The following is a 24,235-nucleotide window of genomic DNA, read 5'->3' on the forward strand; positions in this document are numbered from 1 at the left end:
TCCGCTCGGTTATTTTCCGTCGGAAAGAATTCGGGCTATGCCTAGTCTGATACCGTGTTCTATATCGCAGGATTTGGGTTTCGAAACTGAAATTCTGAGGAGCGAACGGAGTACTTCAATCGACTTGAAACAGCCTGGCGACATAAATATATAAAAAGTTTGGAGACGTGAAGTGAGAACAAAATGCTATGTTGTATTTATTATTTCGGTATCCGTATCAAATTGTGTGTTAGCTCAATCAACACAGGCGGTGTCTCCGGACAGCGCCGTCACAATGTATGGAAACATCGACATTGGTCCAACATACGTATCGAATTCGAACGGCAAATCGAAAGTAATCATGGATTCGTCGGTGTACCGCTCCGACCATTTCGGTTTCTTGGGAAGAGAATATTTGGGCGGAGGTTTATCTTCCATATTTCGCATAGAGACGGAATTCTTTGCAAACAATGGGAGTTTTCAAGGTGGCACCGGGGGTTTTACAAGCCAGGTATACGTAGGTCTTTCAAGCAACTCAAAGGGCACCGTTACAATGGGCCGTCAAGTTGGACTTATGTCCGAGTTGGTGTGTTTCTCAAGTGCTTGTCAAGGCGACGCTTATTCCTTTCATCATGGGTCTACCGATCAGATTGGTGGGCCTGAAGTGAATAATAGTATTCGGTATGAAGGTCCATATTGGGCGGGTTTCCGGATCAAATATCAATACGGTTTTACGGATACCACCAACAAGCTTGGGCACACCTCCCAAGGAGCAATTGTCTACCAACGAGGGAATCTGAAAGCCGCAGTCGTACTTCAACAAAGTGCGGCCGCACCTGTTAATCCCGGGCTTCAATATGGGGTATCAAGATTTTTCGGCCTGCCGGTTAACCAGACCAGCGGAGCTATTTATCTAGATCGCCTCACGATTGGCGGAATAGGAAGCGCGTATACGGCTGGGCCTATCCGGATTGTTGGTGATATCACTGACTCGAAGATGAAGAAAGGCAATAACGTCGCATCGCTCGTTACATATGACGGCGGATTCGTCTACTCTTTTAATGCCTTCAACTCGCTTGGCTTTTCCGTGCAACGCACTTCTTTAGGTGGTGCCGTTTGGACACAATACACTATTGGGGAGGTATATCTCCTGTCCAAACGGACAATGCTCACGGCAACAATTGCTTATCAACGCGCATCAGGCACGGCACAGAACGCCGTGATGCCCATAGTCGGAAACTCGTCAAGCAAAACGCAAATAGTTCCACATATTGGTATAAACGTGTACTTTTAAATCCAATCGCGCCTGTAATCGAAAACTTGCGCTTTCTTGAACGCGATTGACGTCTTTGGCGGTTTTTTTGAAAATACAGTAGGTAACGGGGCTCACGAGGCATGCGGCCTGAAGGCGGAGAAGCCGGTTTGGATCGATCCCATCACGCGTTCAGAGGCCGGTCTGCTTACGCAAACAGTCTAGCCTCGCTAGGGCAGGAGTTCGTAGTTGTTACGTCGAAGGCTAAACGAGACTCGGTATCGGGAGGTATTCGAGGGGATGGACGGCGCAACGAACACGGCCCCGGTTGTCGAGACCGGGGCCTGTCATTAGTACTGTAGGGGCGTCGATGCGATGACCTGTAGTCGGTTCGCGCAGCGGCACAGCCCACGGTTCATTGCAACAACGGATCTGTTCGCCAAACGCAGCGCTCAACCACAGGAGCCCTCCACATACGAGTTGCTGGATCTGCGCGGCAGCTTCGTCTGTCAGTTCGGGCAACGCAGGCGGGCGGGATGTGATCTTCAGCGCGGCGCGCGATAGGAGAGCGCGCCATTCTGGGGGCGAAGGCTTCTATGCGGCCTCCTTTAGCGCTGCTGGCTCTTCCGCGCTCACTCCCTAGCATTACTGCTCGATTGCAAAGGCATTCAGTTCGTAATGAGTCGGTCTTGCAGAATGGCTGGAAGCCAGATGAGTCGGTATGTCATCCATAATCCCGCGTCCTATTTGACCCGGAGGGAGCTGTTCGTACCATTTTCGGCAGCGTCAAGCTCGATTTTTGGCGCGAGCGTGAAGGACCAACGTTGCTGGTTCGAGCGAAAGCGTCCCATTCTCATGGTCCACGGCGTCATTGACGCGACTTGCCATTCTGGACCTTGTGCCACCTCGACGTCGGCGAGGTGATAGATGGCCATGTAGCGTGGACTTCCATCGAGGCTTTCGAAGCGTCTAACTGCCAGCACATTGGGCACAAGTCCGAGTCGAACAATGTGCTCAGTGTTATACCAGTCGTTCAACTCTTCATCGTGCGTGGAATCGACATCCGTCATATTGCAAACCAGCCCGCCTGCATTTGCCGGAGATCTCGCCGTTCCGGGCACAATCTGACGTCCGATCCAGAACCAAACGCCTGGCAGCCTTGGCGGTGGCTGCGTCGGAACATCTGCAGCCTCAATGTCCCACATGCAAAGATGAATTTGGGGTGGTTCAAATGGAGCGTCATTGCCCCCTTTACGTCGACCACCTGTCCACCGCTCGCCCGGTCGACCAACATAGGCTTCAGCTGCCGATAACTGTGTTTCGTCTTGTTCACCCTCGATCACGGCGAGAAGGAGAAATAGGTTTTGACCATCCTGTGAATCTTCCTTTTTTTTGGGGCTCATCCTATTGATTCCTTCACGGATCAGGCGAAGCCATAAAGCCGCGCGGGGTTATCTACCAGGATGCGATGCCTGACATCATCGGTAGTCCACTCGTCGAGGAGATCGAGCAGGTGCCCGAGGTCTGGCGTTTGACGCTCACCCATGAGGATCAAGGGCCAGTCCGTGCCCCAAAGTAGATTGTCTTGGTTAGCTTCAACGAGGAATTCGTGCAGTGGGCGAAAATCCTCGTAATCGGGGGCCTGACGTGACCCGCGTACCAAGGTCAACTTTGCCCAGATTCGACCTTCCCCAAGGAAGTCGCGCATGGCCATGAACGCAGGATCCGTGATACTTCGGCTTAGTCCGTCCGGCACGCGACCGATGTGGTCGAGCACAAGCGGGATACCCAGGGAGAAAAGACGTGGTGCCCAATCCACAAGGGTCTCGCTGGTCGTGTCGATTGACGCAATCATGTCATGGTCACGAAGGCGTGAACCGAGTTCGACAAGTGCATCGAATCCAATCGCGCCTTTCTTTCGCCCGCCATATCGGGCAGATGCGATTTCTGTAAATCGCAATCCGACTATGCCGCCTGCGCGCAGGCGGGCAAGTTCGTCGTCGGTGACCGTCGGAAGCGCCGCACCTATTCCCCGACGTGATTCCGGGGCACGAGCAATGGCATCCAGTGTGCAAGCGTTGTCCGTTCCATAACAGGAGCCTTGAACGATGACGCCGCGCTCGAAACCGAGGTGCGCCAGCACACGAGTATGAAGCTCTGCCGGTGCAAGAGGCGGTTCAAAACCCGCATCGGGCGCGAGAGGGAACGCGGCTCGCGAGCCGAAAACATGAGCGTGTGTGTCACAGGACCGACGAGGTAGTGCTCGTCTCGGCGGAGTCGGGCATTCGACCAAGGTGTCGTGGTTAGTGGATGGCATTGCGTATTCTCCTTGATTTCATCTGATTGCCGACTCTAGTCTTGAATTACGGCAGGTTGCTTGCCGTGCAAACGTATCGCAGCTCATCACACAGCGAACCGGCGGACGTGGCTTCATTCAATTCCTCGCGCAGCGAGATTGGTTGCTCCAGGAGGAGCGTACTGTCGTCCGCGCGGGGCCAAACGCCGAGTCATGAAACTCACTGGGCGCATTGTGGGGCGCGAGGGGCGAGAGAATCTAGCGGTGAAAACCCTATAGGTCATAATATTGACTGTTAGGTGTTAGTGTCCTTAACCTTGACTTCCGAGATCCGAGGTTGCTGAACCGCCCCGGATTTGAACTGACCCCGAGAGTCGGACACGACCTTGGATGTTCCGTGAGGAAATTCGATATAAAGTTTAAGGGGAAGGTGGTTCGCGAGTAGCTCGCTGGCAAAGGGGGCTATAAGCTCCTTGCGGCGAAATTCGGTATTGCAGAAAGGTATCCGTCAGCGCATCCCGTCTTGAATGCACGTGAGCGCGGTGCGAAGGTGATGCCATCGTAACGACGGAGCAATGCGATGGACGAGGCAACGGGAGAGGCCGCACCGACGGGCGCACGACGCCCCCGGCAAGGCGAAGCATTCTGGCGCGAGATGGTCATCGCGTGGACCACAAGCGGACTGGGCCTTCGACGTTTCTGTCATGAGTAGGGGCTCGCCGTCAGTACCTTCGGCGTGTGGCGCAAGAAGCTCTCGCGCGAGCCACGTGCAGAGGCGCACCCGCTCGCGGTCACACCAGACGCGGCATTTATCGTTTCCCATCCGGACGCCGCACCAACCACTCCTGCTCCACCGTCGACGGCGGACGCTTTGTCGTCTTCGTGTGATCGGGAGACGTTGTCGCTCGCCGGTGTTCGCATCGAGCTGACCGGCGCTCATGCCGAGCGCATCGTGCGTTTCGTGCTCGGACGGCTCGGCGGTAGCCGCTGCTGATCGCAGCCGATGTCCGTGCGTATATCTGCCGTGAGCCGGTCGACATGCGCAAATCCGCCGGAAGAAGTTCCGGTCGTACCAGGGCGAGGTCGGCGAGGCCGCTCCGAACCTGCTCAATCGTGAGTTCACCGCGTCGGGCCCAAACGAGAAGTGGGTTACCGATGTGACCGAGTTCCGGGTCGCGGGGAAAAAGCTGTACCTTTCTCCGGTCATGGACCTCTACGATGGGGAAATTGTTGCCTACGAGTCGAGCCATCGCCCCGACTTCCCGATGGTCATGGGCATGCTCAAGAAAGCTGTCAGGAAACGCGGGAATGCGGCTACACCGATGCTTCATTCAGACCGGGTTGGCACTATTGCATGCAACCGTACCGAGCGGCACCGGCCCGCTACGGAATGAAGCAAAGTATGTCGAGAAAAGGAAATTGCTTCGATAACGCGGCCATGGAGAGCTTCTTTGGCACTCTGAAGGCCGAGTACTTCCATCTCACGGGCTTCGAAGACGTCGACGCATTACGGGCAGGCCTGAAGGGCTACATCGACTACAAAAACCGGCACCGCACCAAATCGAAACTTGGTGGACTGAGTCCCGCGGAATATCGAATGCGAGCGGGAAAAAATTAACGCTTCAACGTCCAACTCTCGGGGGTCAGTTCATGTTGAGGTGGACACATGCTGCGCCTGCTGGCATCAGGAAGCTATGTGCGCTGAAATCACCGCTTACTGTACATCCACAACCGGAACTCTCCGAGCACAGGCCAAAGGTCACTGGCAGATGGCGGAGCCACAGCGGGCGCAAGCTTACCCTCGTGTCGGAGGAATCGAATGAACACCGAGGCTGCCGTCAACGACTGGCGATTGGCTCCGCGACTGTGGGAACATGCCGCTTCTTGTCGAGTTCCACCTTGCACGCCTCGAACCCGGGCAGCAGCTCTTGCGCGCCAAACCCGCTGGCGAGCATCCAATCTGTCCAGCCGGCAAGGCAGCGCAGCATCCAGTCGATGCTACCGGGGGCATACCCACATCGCTGGAGCCAGTCGGCGAACCCGTCGATGTGATCTGCCGCGGGACCCGCGCGGAGCCGCTGGCGCGTTACAGGTGACTTCAAATGTGTTTCAAGCATGATGGCCTCACTTGATTGAAAGGCAGCACAAGTATGCGCCGCCGAATCGCAAGGTCATCTACTTCGTATAACTGATTACTTAGTTGAGTTTCAGGGAGGAGACCGATCGGGGCATGGCCCCACAACCGGACGTATTGCAGCATGCGGATTTAACACCATTGGCCCAATCTGATGGAACCGGGCCTCTGCGGAAGTGATTACGTTCAGGCGATTCAAGGCGCCGGACGTGCTGATCGCCTCATTGTTCGAGCCGCGATAATGCACAGCGCTGCGCTGCTGAGATGCAAGCTGCGCCGCCACTTTGGCGGTGTGGCTTTGCATAATTCCGCGCTCCGCATCATCGGCGATTTGCAGAGAACCGCAAATCGCCGAGTATGAACGCGCGCAGATCCTCGAACGGTCGCGGCGGGGCAAGCGGCATCGTGCGAAGCAAGGTGAGGTCAGCGTGTTGAGTGGCGCGCCCTACGGGTACCGCTATGAACGCAAGAGCGAGGAGCAGGCGGCCGGCTACGCGGTCATCGCCGCCGAGGCGCAGGTAGTTCGCCAGATCTACGAGCTGTACACGGTGGCGGGGCTGAGCATCGGTGCTGTCACGCGCCGATTGAAGGAGCTGGGAATTCAAACCAGGAAGGGCGCAGCACGCTGGGAGCGTTCTACGGTTTGGGCAATACTTCGCAATCCTGCCTATCGTGGAATGGCCTGTTTCGGCAAGACCCAACAGGCCGCGCGAGAACGCACCAACAACCGGACGTTGCGCCAGCGCGGTGGCCTGCCCGCCCGCAACAGTGCCAATCACGAACTGCCGCGTGATCAATGGATCGAGATTCTAGTTCCCGCCTTGGTTGATCCGGATACGTTCGCCCTGGCGCAGGAGCGCCTGGACAGCAACAGGAAGCACGCGTCGCGCCGGACGATCGAACCCAGTATCCTGCAAGGCCTGGTGCACTGCCGCGAGTGCGGCTACGCCCTGTACCGGAACTCGACACGCAGTAGCGCGCGCAAGATCTCCTACTACCGCTGCCTGGGCACTGACGCCTGGCGCTACGACGGCCACGCCAGGTGTGAGCAACGCCCCATCCGGCTGGATCTGCTGGAGCAAATCGTGTGGTCCGAAGTTGTGCGCCTGCTGGAGGATCCCGCGCTCATCCAAATCGAATTGGACAGGCGCCTTGAGACGGCGCGCAATTCAAGTCCCGCCAGGCGGCAGCAGGACCGCGTCACGCAGGATCTGGCGCAAACGCAGAAACGTATGGACCGGTTGCTCACCGCGTACCAGGAGGACCTCCTTTCTCTGAACGAGCTGCGGCGGCGCATGCCTGCGCTGCGGCAACGCGAGCAGAGTCTTCAGGAGGAGCTGCGCGGGCTCAGTGCCCAGTTGGTCGACCAGGCGGCTTACCTACGCCTGGCGGAAACGCTAACGGCATTCCTGGGGCGTTTGCGCAGCCATGCCACGACCCTCGATGTTCAGGACCGTCAGCGCATCACGAGACTGCTCGTGAAGGAGGTGGTGGTCGCCGATGACAGCATCACCATTCGCCATTCGATTCCCACCGCCACGCGACCAGCCGGCGGAAGCGGAGGGCCGTCTCGCCTGCCCGGCTCCCCGCAAACCGCTCACGTCGACCAAAGTTATCTTTTGCGTCCATGGCGTGATCAGTCCGTTGCTGGCCAATCTGTTTCTGCACTATGTGTTCGACGAATGGATGCGCCGCAACTACCCGGGCGTGCCGTTCGAACGTTATGCCGATGATGTAGTTTGCCACTGTCGCACCCTGACGAAGGCGCAGGCGCTTAAGGCAGCCCTGGAGCAGCGGATGGCGCAGTGCTCACTGGCCTTGCATCCGCAGAAGACGAAAGTCGTCTACTGCCGCGATGACAATCGGCGGGAGCGCTTTAGCGTTCATCAGTTTGACTTCCTGGGCTTCTGCTTCCGACCGCGATTCGCAAGATCGCGCGCCGGTACCGTTCCTTCGGATCGGTATGACGGTCGCTTGTTGGCCCGGTAGTCCTGTGGAGTTCAGTTTCGAAACAATTAGGTCTTAATTTCAATGTTTTCCGAGAAAGGTTAGGACCGTCTCGTTGAACTCCTCGGGCCTCTCCCATGGCAAAGAGTGTCCCGCACCTCTAATATTTGCCAGTTCGTACTGTTTAAGATGGCTTGCCCACAGATGCATGAGCGCTGGCGGCGCAAGCAGATCCTCGTCGCCGGCAATTACTAGAGCCGGAACATTTATCGCCTCCATCTTTGCGAAAGTATTCGGGCTATGAAGGTCTTGCATCGGAGAACCGCTCAAGTGTGCCGATCGTTCAATCTCGCTCCATTCCTTTACGCCGTCCGGATGTGCCGTTCGGTAGGAAACTCCGATTTCGCGATCCTCCGGTGATAGCGACTCGAAGCTGGGGACTGCGATTTCTATTCGAAGCTGTTTCATGGCTGATTCGGAGATAAAATGCCCATTGCTTGCGGCAATGACAATGCTACGCAGGCGGTTCGGCCGCCACGAAGCGTAGTCGAGGGTGGCGAAACCGCCGGCCGCGACGCCGATCAGGTGAAAAGGGGGAAGATTCAGCAGGGTGGCTAGGGCGTCAAGATCCCCAGCAACGCTACCAGGTTGAGCGCCAGACGATTTATCAGCGATGCTCTTACCCCAACCCCTTCGATCGAACGTGATAACTCGATATCCCGCGGACGAGAACGCGTCGATTTGCTTTTTCCAGCTTGTACTGGTTCCTGTATTTGCGTGGATGAATACCACTGGTGTGCCTTGGCCTGTATCCAAGTACCACAATTTGACCCCCGGAAGATTGATATAGCGGCCTGTCGTGGCGGCCGAGGCGCCTGCGGCAGACGCTGATGCGGCGAAGGCTATCCACAACGTCAGAGCGAGCAAGATTACGCTTGTGAATTTGATGCAGAGCTGCGTGGTGAGTTGGTTGGGCGGCATTGAGCCGCCCAACCAAAAACGCGCATTCTTTTGCGCGGGCATTCGATCGTAGCTCAAATCGCTTCGATCTCGGCTCGAATGCGCCTGGAACTCAGGCGCGAGTTTCGCTGTCAGTGCCATTTCTCCCTTCCGTATTCTAAATTTATCCGGTCATGCGTTTTGGGGGGCAATTTTTCATATCAAGATCGGATAGATTAATATATTAACAATGTGTAGGAAATCGGGAATTTCCCCTGCGCCTCACGGTTGCCTCGGGAGAGGGCGGTACGATACTTCTACGGAAGAGTTTTCGAACTCGCGCTGCTCGTGCTTTTGCTGGCGTCCGGCACGGATGAGCGATTCAGCATGATGCGATGGTAGTCCCCATCTGAAAGCATGCCGGTCAACGGTTTGCAGTAAGACGCTGTGCAAACATCTCTTTCCCCCGGGAGACATGGAGCGGACGTCCACGACGGCGGTGAGACGACGTTCGCTTCCCAGTCTGACTTCCGCGTGGCCAGAATTTCTGCGGGAATGACGGTCGGCGCCGTCCCCGCCGCAGTCAGGTTAGTTGGAGGTGGCCCGCAGTTCGAGTGATGCGGAATCATCTTTTGCTTCTCGGTAGTGCTGCTGTCCGACCTATTTTCACCGAGGGAAACTACCAATGGTTGCCGTTCATGTAATATATTAACTTATATCCGTATGGTTATTATTAAGATAAATTTAATAGGGGTTTCCCCCAATAACAAAAATCTGTTCTGTTTTCTTGATTTTATAAAAGTAATATATTAATCTTCGACTTAGATCAGGTATGTGACCTAACGACGACTTTGTCCTCATCGTCTTGGCACGCAAGTCGACTTGCGACTCGGCCGGCACGGAAGGGGGTATTCCGCGATCTTCATTGCGAGTGGGCAGTCATCCTTTACTGTCGACGTTACGTCACCACTGGTCGGCGGAAACATGGCGCAACCGGATCGGGCGACAGATTATCCGCGCGTAGGTGAATGCGCGCAGAGAACATAGGTTGATGAAAACAGACGGAGACATCGGTATGAGATCGAGAGAAACAGGTGCGGACACTCGTTGGGAGCTGCGTCTGAATATCGACCAAGCGATCGGCTATTACCGCTCCAACTCGCCGGACCGCTTTGCGCAAGTGTACGCAGCGCGATTGACGCAGTTCGCATGCTGCTCAAAGGGAATCTACATGAGCAATTCTTCTCGGCAGAGCGTGCGGTCATGACGCTACAACGACAGATGCCACAAGACGGAGATATGGGCTCGTTAAACCAGACGATACGCGACGCCGGTTGGTATAAGTGGTTTATGCTATCTGTGCTCCTTCTCATCGCGATCTTCAATTCGATTGACCGCAGCATCATCACCATATTGCAAATTCCACTGCAAAAGGAGTTTGACTTTTCCGATACGCAGGTCGGCGCGATAACTGGACTTGCATTCGGCATTTCCTACACGGCCTTGACTTTGCCTATCGCGATCGTTGCGGATCGGACCTCACGCAAAGTTGTGCTGGCTGTCGCGGTTGTGTTCTGGAGTGTAATGACTGCCTGCTGTGGGCTAGCGTCGAGTTTTATCAGCCTCTTTTGTTTCCGTCTGGGCGTCGGCGGGGGTGAGGCTGCCGGAATCCCGGCATCACATGCTCTGATCGCGGATTACTTTCCACCGCACCAGCGTGGAACGGCATTGGGCCTATTTGGCCTTGCGATTCCAATTGGGAAAGTGTTGGGTATCGGCATCGTTGGTGGAATCATCTATTACGTCGGATGGCGGCATGTCTTCGTACTGGTTGGAATTATCGGCGCGCTGCTTGGACCGCTCGCTTTTTTTACCTTTGGTCCGTCGAAGAAGACCGCCAGAAAGGTCGGGATCGAGGACGGCCTGAAGATCGGTAAGAGCTTGCTCCTATTGTGGCAAATCCGAGCGTTTCGGTACCTCGCTTTGGCCGGAGCGTCCAAAGCCTTCGCCATGTACACGATTCTGTATTGGGATGCGCCTTTTTATTCTCGGGTACATCATCTGCCACTCGCTCAAACCGCTGGGTATATGGCTGTCATGGGAGGAGTTGGTGGCGCAGCAGGTATTTTTCTTGCCGGGGTTGCGTCTGATCGTCTCAGCCGACGAGATAGTCGATGGTACGCGTGGCTACCTATGATTGCTGGAATGGCAGCCGTCGGGGCCGGGCTCGTCCAGTACCTTTGCAGCAATCTGTGGCTGTCCTTGGCAGCGGGCACTATTACGCTTTGCATGATCCAGGCGCATTTGGCGCCGGTGGTGGCCGCGATTCAATCATTGGTCCCAGTCAAAATGAGGGCAACCGCGTCAGCCGTTCTATCCCTGCTTTCAAGCGTACTTGGATTATCGTTGGGACCAATGTTAAATGGAATTATCAGCGACTATTTGATCTCGCATTATGGGCTCAAGAGCACGTCTCTTCAGTATTCCATGAGCATAATCCTAGTGTTCGCGTTAATTGGTTCGGCGCTCTATTACGTGGCTAGTCGACACATCAAGCAAGATCTCCGTAATTTTGGTGGCGACAGCCTTCCGAGATAGGGAAGAGCCTCGTTTAAGTGTATCGCGCTCCGTGGGGAGACATGACTCAAGGCGCCTTCTGCGTTCGCTCGGTCTCGTGATGCTTCTCGCATGTCGGCAGTGTTCCTGACCGGTGACGAGCAAACGGTACTCGTCCGTGCCGGCCGGATTGAGAAAGCATTTCAAAGAGTCTTGGGGGCGGTGGATCAAGTCAGTGCAGATCCGCCGCAGTGCAATTCGTTCGCTCGAGAATTGGCAATATACCAATCGAATAACTGGAGACATATATGAAAAAGTTCTGCTCCCTGGTTGCGTTGACTATTCCCTTGGCTGGAAATGCAAACGCGCAGAGCAGTGTCACGCTTTATGGGGTGCTCGACAATGGCATCACTTACATCAATAACCAGGGCGGACACAGCGCTGTTATTGAAGACAGTGGCGTCATCCAGGGCAATAGATGGGGGCTACGTGGCAAGGAAGATCTTGGCGGCGGATTGAGCGCAATCTTCGTGCTCGAAAGCGGATTCTCGCTGACTAACGGAGCAAGCCGGCAAGGAGGGGCTCTTTTTGGGCGCCAGGCAACGGTCGGACTCACTTCGCCTTTCGGGACGGTCAAGCTAGGGCGGCAGAACGACTTTATGGACGAATTTCTCTACTGGGATACGGCCGCAGTGCAGTTCGCAGCTGGCTATTCCTGGCACTATCAGGACGCGGATCGTCTCTCAGGCGAGCAGGCGAACAATTCTATCTTGTATACGACTCCCAACTTTCACGGTGTGCGCGCTGGGGCAATGTTCGGGTTCAGCAATATGGCAGGTTCGTTCGGTGGCGCGGCAAATTCCCCACGAGTAGTAAGTTATGGCGTCGAATACGACAATTCAGGGCCGTTCTCAGTCTCCGCAGCATACACGAGCGTCAATGGCGCGGGAGGCAGTATTGGAGAGACAGCATTCAACGGAACGAACCTGCGAACGTTTGGCGTTGGAGGGCGATACCTTTATGGTGGCGCGACGGTTTTTGCCAACGTCACCCATACTACGATTGAGGCCAAAGCCGGTATTTCGATAAGTGTCTTCGAAGGCGGCGTTAGCTATCTGGTCCGTCCGGATATTGTCGTGGGTGTCGCTGACACCTATACGACTCTATCTGGGGGAGTTCGGCTCCAGGAGGTCAGCACGGGCGCACACTATCTTTTCTCCAAGTCGACGGACGTGTATGTAACTGGCAATTACGAGCATTCCAATAGCCTGAAGATACCGCCTCAAATGTTTGGACTCGCGCCTTCTTCCACACAGGACCAATTGGCATTCCGGGTTGGGCTTCGTCACAGGTTCTAACGGTGGCACGATACAAGCTACGATGCTCCACCGTCGCAGCAAACATCTTCCAAGCGTCATCCTAAACTCTTTGCGTTTGGCGGCAGGTGGCAGCGGCCACCACGCGCTACGTAGCGACCTGGGCCGCAAGTTCAGCGCAGCCTCAATAGTCGGACCTGAACAACCTTCAAAGCTTTGCGGGGTGGGGCTTTGAGTCCGAAATACGGTTGTGGGAATTGCAGGGACCTTGCATATTAACGCGTGAATCCTGCATTTTTCGACGAGGTGCAGATGGGTCCGAAGACGCCTGTGACGGAGGGAGATTTCTTCCGGCAACCGCTGCGAGAACAGATCAACCTGAAACATCCGCTGGTGCGCCTGACTGACCTGATCAACTGGGAGCGGATGGGCGCGTCGATGGGCGAGAGCTTCGTGTCGGGCAAAGGTCGGCCAGCGAGCTCGCCAACGTCTGATTGCAGGGCTGCTGTATTTGCAGCATGCGTTCGATCTGTCCGACGAAGAGGTCGTCTGGCAAATGGGTGGAGAACCCGTACTGGCAGGTCTTCACGGGCGAAACGTATTTCCAGACCGAGCCTCCGATCGACCCGTCGAGCCTGACGCGCTGGCGCAAGCGTGTCCGGTTATGCAGGGGCAAGTCCACCGACGAAGTCCCCGAAAAAAGCGGAAGGGATCTACCTGTGCAAACAGCGCTTCATTGCGCTTGCGAATAACGCGAAGCGAAATTACGTGATGCTAATCATTGACGAGGCGCAGGATATCACGTTCCGGGAATGGAAATGGCTGCTCGGTATCCAGAATGATCTCGACTACGAAGGCTACCTGCTGAGCGTTTTTTCCGTCGGCTCGCACCAGCTAAACTATCGTCATGAATATATGGCGATCACGGGCAACGCTCACGTGGCCGCGCGTTTTATGGCTGCGCATGCGCGGTTTCATGGTCTGCGCTCGCAGGACGAAATCGCGTACGTCCTCAACGGCTACGACATCGATTCGGAGTGGCCACCCGGGAGCAGCGTTTCATACCTGCAATACTTCGCACCGGGCGAATTCAGGGAAGGGCGCCGGCTTGCGGACTGCGCCGGTCAGCTATGGAAAGCGTTTGTCGAGCTTTCGCCCGAATCTGCACGCCGGCATTTCGAGTTTCCCATGCAGCATATCGCCAGGGCAACTGAGGCGATACTCTTCCAGTTGGCCGTAGGCGAGGCCTGGGACGAGGTGACGTCCTACGAAAGCTGGTTGCGAGAGCTCGCGAAATCCAATTTTTCGGATCACATGCGGATCATCGCCACCGGCAACTGATGAATATGACCCGCTATCCCTCCGTTAAACTGGTGGCCTGGCAATCTCCGCCCGTATGAATCCAGGCTGTCGGTACTTGTCCGTTTCCGGGAGTTGAACGGTATCAGCAGCCACAGGTGTTTAAGGTTCCTGAACATTGCCCCGGATCCAGATCCGCCGCTGCCGCACGAGGAGGCAGTTCGTCTGTCGGAGATCCTGCATGAATCGGATTCGCCCGCATCTTTGACTTCTATAAGTGCATCGGCGCGTTTTCAGCGGCCCGGCCTTCTTTTGTCACCCGCGCCAGACATGCCCAGGATTCTCTCCGGGAGCGCCACGGCATCTGTCGGTGTGAATGGGAACTGACGGTTGAAGGGTGGCACCCCAACTGGGTCAAGGTGCATGCGGAGGAACGCAAGCACTGGTCGTTCCGATGTCCATTTGACGTTGCGATTGCTGAACTTGATCTCTGTTGGGCACGTCAGGATCCGGGGCAAATCAGTCGCAATCCAACTCAAAACCTGTTGCGTTTCGTTGGACTCGCTCAGGAAATGCACGCTGCGGGGCTTGTCCGATATGCAAAGGGTTCGAAGTTATCAACCAAAGGATACCTTTATACCGATCAGCAGATTGCGTCGTGTTGCGAGTGGGTTCACGATTCAGTGCTCTCGGACTTACTCGAAAAGGCGGCCGACTGGGAAGTCGAGGCGGCACACAGCGCTGTTTCGAGGTGGTTGGATAACATTGATCATGGGCTTCAGCCAGGGCAGCGAGATGACCCAAAATATTGCACCCGCCTGCGCGAAACCGACGATGGTTTGTCGCTCATCCGGTGGGTCAAAAACCCGAAGGGCCGGCGGCCTTCTGCAGGTGTTTCGCCACGAACCGCCCGGACCAGGAAACAGAGTAACGGCGTGGAGACCAACAAAAATGCCACGGCGTGAACTGCTCACTGCGGCCCGGCGCTTCGAACTGCTGGCCTTTCCTGACGTTGAGCGTGCGGCAACACCGCGGCGATCATGACCGGCTCGGCGTGGCCGTGCTCATGATCTATCTGCGTTATCCTGCAGCGTGGAGTGTACGGGCTGCTCACTGATGCGCTGACTGACCATCACGACGCACCGGAAAGCCCATGCCTGGTGGCCAGCAAGGGGATGGGGAACAAAATTACTTGCAAAACGGGAACAAATTTACTTGAACCAACGGCTATCAGCGTTGGTTCGCATAATTTTGTTCCTACGTGGGGTCAACCGAATCGGGGCTGACAGAGGCGCCGGGAACAAGTTTGCTTCAAGATGTTTTGCAGAAAGTTGTTACCCAGACCAACGTTTGAGGCGATTTTGTGGCTTTTCCGGCAAACCCCAAGTGCAGCGCCGAATTGATACTGATGAAAGCGCTCGCTGACTTTGCCGGCGCGGTGGGGCAGAAACGGGGCCTTTGGTGTCACGCGGCGCGTGGTTAAGGCTTGGAGGCCAGGAACAAAATTTTGCAAAGAATAGGAACAAGTTTATGTAAACCGACGGTCGGCTCGTGGCCGCCTGATGCGAACGGTGCCGTAAACTGAGCCGCTTAGCCGTGCCAGATAGCGCTTTCGCGCTCTATGCGTTCCTGATCGTCGCCGATTTGTGGAATTTGCTCTGCCTCAAGATAGCGCTTGACTTCGGCGTTAGTCACGAAGCTCGCGGCAGAAGTGGCCACGAGAATGTCCTTGGCCTCCTGCGGTTTTGCGATCACGAAGCCTTGCACGTAGTCGACGCCCAGTTCGTTCAGCGCGCGCAAGGTCTCGAGATCCTCTACCCATTCAGCGATGCTGCGCATACCGAGATTGCGTGCGAGGCTGATGATCGCCTCGACAATTGCGATGTCGGCTGGATGATTACACATCGTGCGAATAAACTCGCCGTCGATCTTGAGCGCATCGGCGGACAGCTTCTTCAGGTAACGCAACGATGTCTGTCCCGCGCCGAAATCATCTATCGCTATCTTTGCCCCCATATCGTGCACGCGCGCGATGAAGCGTTCCGTATGCTCAAGATCGTGTAGCGCGACACTCTCAGTGATTTCTATACAGAGGTAGTGGATGACGCTCTGGTGACGCGAGAGCATCGCGAACAGTTCGTTGAGGAAGCGCTCATCGTTGAGCGAACCACCGCTCAGGTTCACACACACGAAACGGGTGGTGGAAAGGGATGCGCGGTTCTCATCAAGCCATGCGAGCGTCGTCGAAAGCACCCAGCGGTCGATCTCGACGATGGTGCCGGAATCCTCCGCGGCAGCGATCAGCTTTCCTGCGGTCGCCACACTGCCATCCGGTGCGCGCAGACGCAGCAGCACCTCAAAGTCGAGGGCTTCTGTTGGCTCGCGCATCGACATGATCGGTTGCATCACGAGGAAGAGTCCCTCAGGCAGTTGCTTTTGCCCCAGCGCCTCAATCAGATTGATCTCAGCGGCCCGTTCTTCGAATGCCTGCGCGCCCTTGCGTAGTGCGACCAGTCGCCCATTGCCACCACGTTTCGCGGCGCGACACGCGCGATCGGCGTAGGCGAGGGCGTCCGCGACTCGCTCACCTTGCGAGCATTCGACCACGCCAATCGATCCCCTGGCCTGGAACGCCCGTGTATCGACCTGAAACGGGGAGGTGTTCAACGCCTCGACGATCTCGCGGCAATGCCCGATCGCATCGTCAATCGCCGTGTTGGCGAGCACGCATACGAACTCGTCGCCACCGATGCGCCCAATCGGCACGTGGGGACCGAGACGTTCGACGAGGCGCGCAGCCACAAGTCGCAATATTTCGTCGCCCGTGCCGTGCCCGAAGAGGTCGTTGAACACCTTGAAGCGGTCGAGATCAAGGTATGCGATTGCCCACGGAGCGCTTTCGCGGCATTGCCGGTCGATTGCATGTTCGATACCCAAACGGTTCAGAAGGCCGGTGAGCGGGTCATGCTCGGCCAGAAAGTGCAGCCGCGCCACCGCTTTTGAGCGGTCCGTCACGTCTTCGAGCGAGCCTTCGATGAAGCCGTTGGCGCGAATCGCCCGCAGCGAGTAGCGCCGGGCGTGTGTCTTCGTGCCAGCCGCGCCGTCGATTTCAATCGATGCCGCGCCGCCACGTTGCAGCAGTGCATAAAGTTCGGCCTCGGCGCCAGAAGCGAAATAGTTCGCCCAGCGATGGGTGACGCATCGCTCCTGGGGCAGGCCCAGCATCGTATGCAGGGCAGGATTGGCGCGAACGAAGCAGTTGTCCGTGTTCAGAGTGAAGAGGCCGATCGGCGTGACGTCATAGGTGTTTCGCAGCTCAATCTGCATTTGCCGGCGTCGTTCGCGCTCTTCGCGCATACGTTCTGCGATCGCGAATGCACAAAGCATACTTGATGAAAGCGCCGTCACCACGGGACTCAGTTTGCCCTCCAGCGCTTTGAGACCCAACGCGGCGGCCAGCACTTCCGAGAGCGTCGCGATCAGCACGATGCCCATTGACGCGACGTACCAGAGTACAGTGCGGGAGCGCGCCTTGATGACTAGCTGGGCGAGAAAGTAGGTCAGCACCAGTATGCAGAAGCTGGCGCTGGTCCAAAGCACGGGGATGAAGTGCCTGTAATCCAGCATGAAGGCGGCGGCCATGAGCACGCAGCCACCGTACCGAACGGCGTGCAGGCTCCAGCGCAGACCGATTGCTTTCAGCTCGCGACGAAAGAGTTCCACAAAGAGTGTCGTCGTTAGCACGTAATAGGCTGCAAACGTGAATTCCCGCACGAACGCGATATGGTCGGGCGGGATAAGCCGGCCCAGCCATTCGGTATCAAAGCCCATGGCGTTGGCGCTCAGCCGGAGATTGCCGACAAGCCATGCGGCAAAAATCACGTACGTCCATTCGCGATTGATGATGGCCGTAACGAACACGAAGATTGCCAGCGTCAGCAAGCCGCCCGTGATTAGCGCTGCACTTTGGTGGAAATCGAGCGCTGAAATTGCAAGCTCCTCCTCGCTCGATACGGACGCAGTGATATACGCGGGGCCGGAGAATGTGGCCCGACACAGGATCGGCGCATGCGGGGCAGGGTCGTCAAGCCTGAGCGCAAAGCCTGCCTTGTTGAAGTGCATTTTGCCGCTCGTTCCATGGCGGTCGCCTGTGCCGAGCAGCCTGGGGGCGGCGCCTGCACGCCAGCAGGATAGCGTCTGCGCATGCCGGGACGGCAGGTCGATGTACGTGACCTCTTCGCTGGTCACGTCAGGCGCGGTGAGCATGAACCAGAATGGCGTTTCTGCGAGGTGGGTACTGAAGCGTGCGGTGTGCGCGGTATCCCGCAGGCGGGCAATCGCGTCGGTGGGTGACAGTGCCGCTGACGGATCTGCGATCACGGGAAAGCTGAGCCTCACCATCCCTGCGGTGTCGAATTGATGTGGTTCCCATAGCACGACGGCGATGCTGCCGAGCGCAATCACAAAAGGCGCTGTAAAGACAGAGAACCGGTGAAAAGCCCAGCCGGTCAACCGATCCCGGATTGCCCACTTAACGCCTGTCATTTGTTGCTTTTCCTCAATGACGTCCATTGGATTGCAATGCTGTGACAGTCAGCAGCGAAAGCGCAGAGCTGCGCCGACGCCGCCGACCCCGCGGTCCGGCCAAATTTCATCGCGCGGACATTATTTTTACCTTACGCTTCAGTCAGCGGTCGCAGACGGTCTGCGGCGCTGCCTGCCAGTTCACTGCGCTCAGTCGGATCGACAATTTCATGCTGCTTGAATGTGACGCAGACGTCGATGTCAACGTGATCCGTTTCAAAAAAAAATCCCAGGAACGGATGGTTGACCTTCGTCCAGCGCTGGCGGACCAAAGCAACCGGCTTCGCCATCACCCGATGTGGTAACCCGCCAACGTGCGTCATCGGCAAGAATTCGTTCTGGCCGTACACATCTTCAAACAACATGGCCTCGTATTCCCGATCAAGCGGTGAACGGGCCGTAATCAACATCCAGTCGACTTCGTTCTGCGCGCAATACATGTAATAAGCCTTGCATAGCGCCACCTTCACCATCCGGCCGATCGCGCCGCGCGCGACGCCAAGGCGCGTCGCCTCTGCAAGGCGCGCCTGGCGCAGCCAGTCGGGCAGGCGGACGGACTGTTCAACCGCAAGCGGACTGAACGCGTTCGTCTGGACCCGCATCGTACCAAGCGGGCCCCCATCCAACCGCGACTGTGCCAGTAGCACAACCGTGCCAGGTGAAGAATCCAGCACCTCGACGCCCATCGTTTCGGCGAATTCTGGCAAGTGGCGCCTATAGGCGGCCCGGCGCATTTGGACGGCCTTGTCTAGCTCCGACAGGTTATTTACCACCTTTATCGTAAACGGCAACCTCTCCGCTTTCTTGACGGCGCCCTGAGAAAAGACTTCTCCGAGTGACGTATAGCCCGTATTTTGCGTCAAAAGGACTGAGTCGATGCGGTCCATATATACCCCATAGGTGAATGAGAAAAAGTGCGTCGCGCTCGAAGTCGCAAAATCACTCTGAACGCGACGAACTAGATTCTCATGAACGCGAAGGGATGGTGTGCACTGCCGACTCAATTAGGAGTGCAGGGTCTGAGAGAAGGTCTGCCGACCGGATAAACGCTGCGCGCGAGACCGGCATCGCCTTGGGCGACGTTGAGGTGATCGAAATCACCGGTCAAGCCACCAGGAGGGCCTCGCTCCACGATTTCCCGATTTTTCGGCTGCAATGCTGGTAGTCTGCAGCGTACGCCGGCAGGGCTACTTGAGCCGGGAGATGTCCGAAATCGACCTTGAATAAACCGCAACGGGCGACAAATCACTTCGCACCCAAGGGGACATTTGCCCACCGTGGCGCGCGTGAGTTGCAAGCGCCGGGCAATCTCGCTATCGGGTTCGCGGAGGTGTCAGGAATTTTGTGTGCTGAGGTCGGTTAAAAATCTCAGCTGATGGCGGTGGTGAATCGCTCGCCGAACGCGATGGCGAACTGATTGACTGCTTGCCGCCAGGTGATAGGTGGCATCTTCCAATCCTTTTCGATGTTGCGCAAGGCCAGGTACAGCAATTTGCGGGCGGCTTCGTCGCTTGGGAAATGACCGCGGTTCTTGACGATCTTGCGAAGCTGCATGTGCATGCTTTCGATCGCGTTTGTCGTGTATATGATACTGCGTACCTCCGGCGGATAGGCGAAGAACGGAATGACTTGCTCCCATTGGTGCTGCCACATCGCGGCGACCGTTGGGAATTTCTTGCCCCATTCGCTTTGCGAGAAGGCTTGCAGCGCCGCCTCAGCGGCTTCGGCGGTGGCGGCCTGATAGATCGGCTTCAGCGCCGCAGCCAACGGCTTACGGTTCTTCCAGCTCGCCAGATTCAGCGAATTGCGGATCAGATGCACGATGCAGGTCTGGATCTGGGCGGCCGGGTACACCGCTTCGATCGCCTCGGGGAAGCCGCGCAGGCCGTCGACGACGGCCATCAGAATGTCATGCAGCCGCGGTTCTTCAGTTCGTTGAAGACCTTCAGCCAGAACTTGGCCCCCTCGGTTTGCTCGATCCACAAACCCAGCACTTCCTTGCGCCGTCGGCCCGAATGCCCAGCGCGAGATACACCGCCTTGTTCCTGACCGTGCCTTCGTCGCGGATCTTCAGTCGAAGTGCGTCGAAATACACGATCGGATACATCGCCTCAAGCGGGCGTTGCTGCCACTGTTCGACTTCGGCCAGCACCTCGTCGGTGACGGTCGAAATCAGATCGGGCGACACCTGTAGGCCATATAGCTCCAGCAAATGGCCCTGAATCTCGCGCATGCTCATGCCGCGCGCGTACATGCTGATGACGTGATCGTCAAAGCCCGGCAGCTGGCGCTGATACTTGCCCACCAACTGCGGCTCGAATGTCGCCTGCCGGTCACACGGAATGTCCAGATTCAGTTCGCCATTGGGCGTGATGATCGTCTTGCGGCTTGTGCCGTTGCGGTGGCAGATCGACACAACCCGAGATGATATCCAAGATCTGACGCCAAGTCGTTGCGTCGGTGGCGCTGCATGGGTAGCGGCGATCGCGCAGCTGGAAATGACTGTTTTGAGAAGAAACGGCTGTCCGCAACGGGACCGATGAGCTCGCCCCCCGCGGGGGATTCACCGCTGGCAGGTCGAAGCGCGGTGAACGTCGATTCGAAGTTGCAGGGGCTGGGCGTCGGGCATAAATCGGGGCAGTCATCCCTCCCAGTTGACCGGCAAGCCTTCGAAGGAACGCCATCGGTGCGGTCGGTCTGATTTGCCATCAGGGGAGTGGTCCGCCTGCGGTTCGGCCTTCTACATCCACGACGTTTGATTTCGGGGAAGCGCGTGCTGCGGGTCGTACACCTCGAGCCGGTCTGTCGACCCAAGCTCGTCCACGTAGAGCACCATGTTCACTCCCTGCGGCGACAGATGTGACCTGAACAGAATCCCTTTCGCGCCCGCAGCCACGACTTCGTCACCGAGTACCCAGCTCGGTGGCTCGATGCGCTGATTGAACCAGCAACCTCGCCAGTCGCAATGGAAGTCTTCCCAGAGTGCAGCCCATTTGCCGCCTTGATAGCCACCGGTGAAATCGACAACAGGGTCGATGCTCAGCTGGTAACTGACGAGCGTGCCGGGTGGCATCAATGGCGAGACCTGCTGATATTCCCGTACCGCAGTATCGACATCCAGCGCAAGGTAGAGGGCGGAAAGTCCGATGCGGTTTGCCCGCCCTCCATGCTTGCCCGCGCCGGCGCCGCTCGTAGGTGCGACTGCCCACTTTGGCGCGTGCATGCGGTAGGCCGTGATGCCGGAAATGGCGGTGAGGATCATCCTGCCGCGCCTGCTTCGAGAGACGAAACGTAGCGAAGAAGGTCGTCAGTCCGGCCATCGGAAACCAGTTGCTCCGCCGTCCTGTAGTCGAAGACAGGTAAAGGTTCGTTCCTGTACCAGAAGAGGGCCTGAGTCACGTCCCCGCAAATGTCCGTCGCCGCGCGGATAACACGGAGGGCTTCGCGCAGAAACCGCTGGACGCTTTCAGACGCGGGTTGACGACTGAGCGTATTGCGATGCACGTGCGCCTGCTGGGCCAGCGTCTGCAGGTCGATATGCAGCGCCTCGCCGAAGCGACGGGCCGAGACGACCGGCGCAGGACTGTCCGGGTCACGCAGCGATGCCATAAACTGTTCGAAACTGGCGCCTGCCTTCGGGCTGACGACGGGGGATTCCGGGTTCATTTCAATCTCCGTGCACAATATATGCACAATATTAGCACGAGTCGCGAATTCTGGACCAGATGTGACGTGTTTTCCTCAGCAATGGCCACCTGAGGCGACAGGTTCAGACGACTCTCGCGATTCGCGCAGAAGCGTTGATTTCAGCCGCGCAGCCTCGCTCGGAGGTAACGGAGGTTGGGCGAGAGTCAGAATCCTCTGCGCCGCGTGTTTTCGGCGCGTTGATCGTGATCACGTTCGACGGGTTGAGCCCGGTTCTGATCGTGATTTGACATAAGATAAATGATCAACATTTGAACTGTGGGAGCTTTTTAGTAATGTCCGATTCAGGCTAATTAGAAATGTCCGGTTTCCGCCCTGAAGCGCACGCTGTCGCGATGCGTTGACCCAGGGGGCAATCATGAATGGGCGTGGCCTGATCACGGCAACCATGCGCGAACTGGAACGAGTCAAAGTCATCGAGGCGGTCGTTGAAGGCCGCCTGCGCTGCTTTCAGGCAGCCGAGCGGCTAGATCTCTGTGAGCGGCAGATCAGCCGGCTGTGCCGGCGTTATGAGGCCGATGGTCCAGCCGGGCTGGTGTCGGGCAAGCGTGGGAAGCCGAGCAACCGAGAGTTGCCCATCGATCTGCGTGCACGGGCCATGGCACTCGTGCGGGAACGCTACGCCGATTTCGGACCGACGCTGGCCTGCGAGAAGCTGGCCGAATGTCATGGCCTCGTGCTGTCGAAGGAAACCGTGCGGCGCTGGATGCGCGATGCCGGGCTGTGGGTGCCGCGCCGTCAGCGCCCGCCCAAGATCTATCAGCCGCGCGCGCGGCGCGCGTGTCTGGGCGAACTGGTGCAGATCGATGGCAGCGACCACCGCTGGTTCGAGGACCGGGCGCCCGCCTGCACGCTGCTGGTGTATGTCGACGACGCCACCAGCCGGCTGATGACGCTGCATTTCACGGCGACCGAGTCGACCTTCAGCTACTTCGAGGCGACGCGCGCGTATCTGGAACGCTACGGCAAACCGGTCGCGTTCTACAGCGATCGGGCTAGCGTCTTCCGGCCAACGTACAGCCGCACCGGCGCGCGGGGCGTCACGCAGTTTGGCCGGGCGATGTACGAGCTCAATATCGACACCTTCTGCGCGAACTCGAGCCCCGCGAAGGGGCGCGTGGAGCGCGCCCACCTGACGCTGCAGGATCGCCTTGTGAAGGAGCTGCGGCTGCGCGGCATCCAGACCATGGAAGCGGCCAATGCCTGGGCGCCCTCCTTCATGGCCGCCTACAACGCGCACTTCTCGAAGCCTCCGCGGAGCACATTCGACGCGCACCGGCCGGTTGCGTGATGGTGAGGATCTCGACGCGATCCTGACCTGGCGGGTAACGCGCAAGGTGTCGGATTCGCTGACAGTGCTGAATGACCTCATGATCTGGCTGCCGGAAGACACACCGGCTACGCGCCGGCTGATCGGCCGCTACATCGACGTGTGGGAGTATCCAGACGGTCGCATCGAACTGCGTGCCGGTGGTGTCGCGCTGCCCTGTGTGCCGTACGACAAGCTCGCGGAAATCGACCAGGGGGCTGTGGTGGAGCACAAGCGGCTGGGGCCTGTGCTGCAGGTCGCGCAGGCGATGCAGGCACAGCGCGACAACCGCCGTGTCTCAGGCTCGCCGTCACGCACGAATCGCGGCGCGGCGGTACGCAAACCGGTAACCCTGCCCGGCACGAAGAAGGCGCGCGCATTCACGCAGGCCGAGCTGAATGAAACAATCCTGCAGCTCGCCACGCAAACACGCCAAACAGCCAAAGCCAGCCTCAAAACCAGGCCGCCGGTCCGGAAAGGCTCACTGAACGGACTGATACGCCTTGCCAGTTCATATGCAGTCCTTCAACACTGCATGGAGTTGAAACCCGTGAAGAGAGAGCCCACACAACCCCTGAGATCAGACATTTCTAATTAGCCCAGACCCCGACATTTCAAAAAAGCCTCGACATAATTGAACGATCGTGCTTTTATGGGATTCTGCGCATGACACCCGATCCGGCCCCTCAGGACGAAACCTCACGTGCGTACGGCACGGCAGCGGGCTGCAACTGGAAAACCGCAACTCCTGCGACGCTGGCAATCGCGCCTACACGGGTCGTGCGCGGCGCTCAATCTGCCCGAAGCGACGGACAGCATGACCGTCATGACGCGGGTATTGTCCCCGCGAACGGTGAGCTTTTGCGGGAGCGACGCTGGTCAGCCTCGGGAACTTGAGCCCAGCCCCGATCCGCGGGGC

Annotated in this window: 15 protein-coding genes and 4 pseudogenes; 10 read left to right on the forward strand and 9 right to left on the reverse strand. The window is 57.5% G+C overall.

Annotated features, from left to right (window positions below; genetic code table 11):
• The first annotated feature begins 172 nt into the window (after nt 1-172).
• Nucleotides 173-1,273, forward strand: a complete 1,101-nt coding sequence (locus tag B0G71_RS39125) for a porin (RefSeq protein WP_147308759.1) — start codon at nt 173-175, stop codon at nt 1,271-1,273.
• Between the two features lie 701 nt (nt 1,274-1,974).
• Here B0G71_RS39125 and B0G71_RS41160 read toward each other — a convergent pair.
• Both B0G71_RS41160 and B0G71_RS39145 read right to left on the reverse strand, forming a co-directional pair.
• The gene (locus tag B0G71_RS41160; protein WP_147308760.1) at nt 1,975-2,634 is read right to left on the reverse strand and encodes a DUF4286 family protein; all 660 of its coding nucleotides are present in this window, start codon (nt 2,632-2,634) and stop codon (nt 1,975-1,977) included.
• 20 nt (nt 2,635-2,654) lie between these two features.
• Nucleotides 2,655-3,548 (reverse strand): amidohydrolase, encoded by an 894-nt coding sequence (locus B0G71_RS39145; protein WP_116149775.1) that lies wholly within the window; start codon nt 3,546-3,548, stop codon nt 2,655-2,657.
• Between the two features lie 850 nt (nt 3,549-4,398).
• Between B0G71_RS39145 and B0G71_RS42365 the strand changes: the two genes are divergently transcribed.
• Nucleotides 4,399-4,521: a hypothetical protein gene (locus tag B0G71_RS42365; RefSeq protein ID WP_258875842.1), complete on the forward strand. Its 123-nt coding sequence runs from the start codon at nt 4,399-4,401 to the stop codon at nt 4,519-4,521.
• Nucleotides 4,522-4,558: 37 nt separating this feature from the next.
• A pseudogene (locus B0G71_RS42370) lies at nt 4,559-5,145 on the forward strand (IS3 family transposase); the annotation flags it as partial.
• Nucleotides 5,146-5,365: 220 nt separating this feature from the next.
• Here the strand turns inward: B0G71_RS42370 and B0G71_RS39165 are convergent.
• A complete protein-coding gene (locus B0G71_RS39165; protein WP_116149778.1) occupies nt 5,366-5,644 on the reverse strand; it encodes a hypothetical protein in 279 nt (92 codons plus the stop codon).
• A 445-nt stretch (nt 5,645-6,089) separates the two neighbouring features.
• Here B0G71_RS39165 and B0G71_RS39170 point away from each other — a divergent pair, with 445 nt between their 5' ends.
• Both B0G71_RS39170 and B0G71_RS42375 read left to right on the forward strand, forming a co-directional pair.
• Entirely contained in the window at nt 6,090-7,394 is a 1,305-nt protein-coding gene (locus tag B0G71_RS39170) for a recombinase family protein (protein ID WP_220377360.1), read from the forward strand.
• The gene (locus tag B0G71_RS42375) at nt 7,348-7,650 is read left to right on the forward strand and encodes a reverse transcriptase domain-containing protein (protein ID WP_258875843.1); all 303 of its coding nucleotides are present in this window, start codon (nt 7,348-7,350) and stop codon (nt 7,648-7,650) included. Before B0G71_RS39170 ends, B0G71_RS42375 begins: the two co-directional genes overlap by 47 nt.
• 39 nt (nt 7,651-7,689) lie before the next feature.
• Here B0G71_RS42375 and B0G71_RS39180 read toward each other — a convergent pair whose 3' ends face one another.
• Entirely contained in the window at nt 7,690-8,709 is a 1,020-nt protein-coding gene (locus B0G71_RS39180; protein ID WP_116149780.1) for an alpha/beta fold hydrolase, read from the reverse strand.
• 1,047 nt (nt 8,710-9,756) lie between these two features.
• On the opposite strand from B0G71_RS39180, the gene B0G71_RS39185 reads away from it, so the two are divergent.
• The 4 genes and pseudogenes from B0G71_RS39185 to B0G71_RS39200 all read left to right on the forward strand — a co-directional run bounded on the left by B0G71_RS39185 (nt 9,757) and on the right by B0G71_RS39200 (nt 13,760).
• Nucleotides 9,757-11,145, forward strand: coding sequence for an MFS transporter (locus tag B0G71_RS39185; protein ID WP_116149781.1), 1,389 nt, complete (start codon nt 9,757-9,759; stop codon nt 11,143-11,145).
• Between the two features lie 266 nt (nt 11,146-11,411).
• On the forward strand, nt 11,412-12,461 hold the full coding sequence (locus tag B0G71_RS39190) for a porin (protein ID WP_116149783.1): 1,050 nt from the start codon (nt 11,412-11,414) through the stop codon (nt 12,459-12,461).
• Between the two features lie 270 nt (nt 12,462-12,731).
• Nucleotides 12,732-13,078: pseudogene (locus B0G71_RS39195) on the forward strand (transposase); the annotation flags it as partial.
• Nucleotides 13,074-13,760, forward strand: coding sequence for a hypothetical protein (locus B0G71_RS39200; protein ID WP_258875844.1), 687 nt, complete (start codon nt 13,074-13,076; stop codon nt 13,758-13,760). The pseudogene B0G71_RS39195 and the gene B0G71_RS39200, both read left to right, overlap by 5 nt.
• 1,548 nt (nt 13,761-15,308) lie before the next feature.
• On the opposite strand, the gene B0G71_RS39205 is transcribed toward B0G71_RS39200, so the two are convergent.
• The 5 genes and pseudogenes from B0G71_RS39205 to B0G71_RS39230 form a co-directional block, all read right to left on the reverse strand.
• Entirely contained in the window at nt 15,309-18,263 is a 2,955-nt protein-coding gene (locus tag B0G71_RS39205; RefSeq protein ID WP_116150011.1) for a bifunctional diguanylate cyclase/phosphodiesterase, read from the reverse strand.
• 131 nt (nt 18,264-18,394) lie between these two features.
• Nucleotides 18,395-19,189, reverse strand: coding sequence for an N-acyl amino acid synthase FeeM domain-containing protein (locus B0G71_RS39210; RefSeq protein WP_116149784.1), 795 nt, complete (start codon nt 19,187-19,189; stop codon nt 18,395-18,397).
• A gap of 481 nt (nt 19,190-19,670) precedes the next feature.
• Nucleotides 19,671-20,814 (reverse strand): annotated as a pseudogene (locus B0G71_RS42810) (IS256 family transposase); the annotation flags it as partial.
• Nucleotides 20,815-21,042: 228 nt separating this feature from the next.
• Nucleotides 21,043-21,564 (reverse strand): RES family NAD+ phosphorylase, encoded by a 522-nt coding sequence (locus tag B0G71_RS39225; RefSeq protein ID WP_116149787.1) that lies wholly within the window; start codon nt 21,562-21,564, stop codon nt 21,043-21,045.
• Entirely contained in the window at nt 21,561-21,968 is a 408-nt protein-coding gene (locus tag B0G71_RS39230; protein ID WP_116149789.1) for a DUF2384 domain-containing protein, read from the reverse strand. Before B0G71_RS39230 ends, B0G71_RS39225 begins: the two co-directional genes overlap by 4 nt.
• Nucleotides 21,969-22,365: 397 nt before the next feature.
• On the opposite strand from B0G71_RS39230, the pseudogene B0G71_RS39235 reads away from it, so the two are divergent.
• Nucleotides 22,366-23,914 (forward strand): annotated as a pseudogene (locus B0G71_RS39235) (ISNCY family transposase).
• Nucleotides 23,915-24,235: the final 321 nt, after the last annotated feature.

The organism is Paraburkholderia sp. BL27I4N3 (genome assembly GCF_003386115.1).
Taxonomy (GTDB): Bacteria; Pseudomonadota; Gammaproteobacteria; order Burkholderiales; family Burkholderiaceae; genus Paraburkholderia.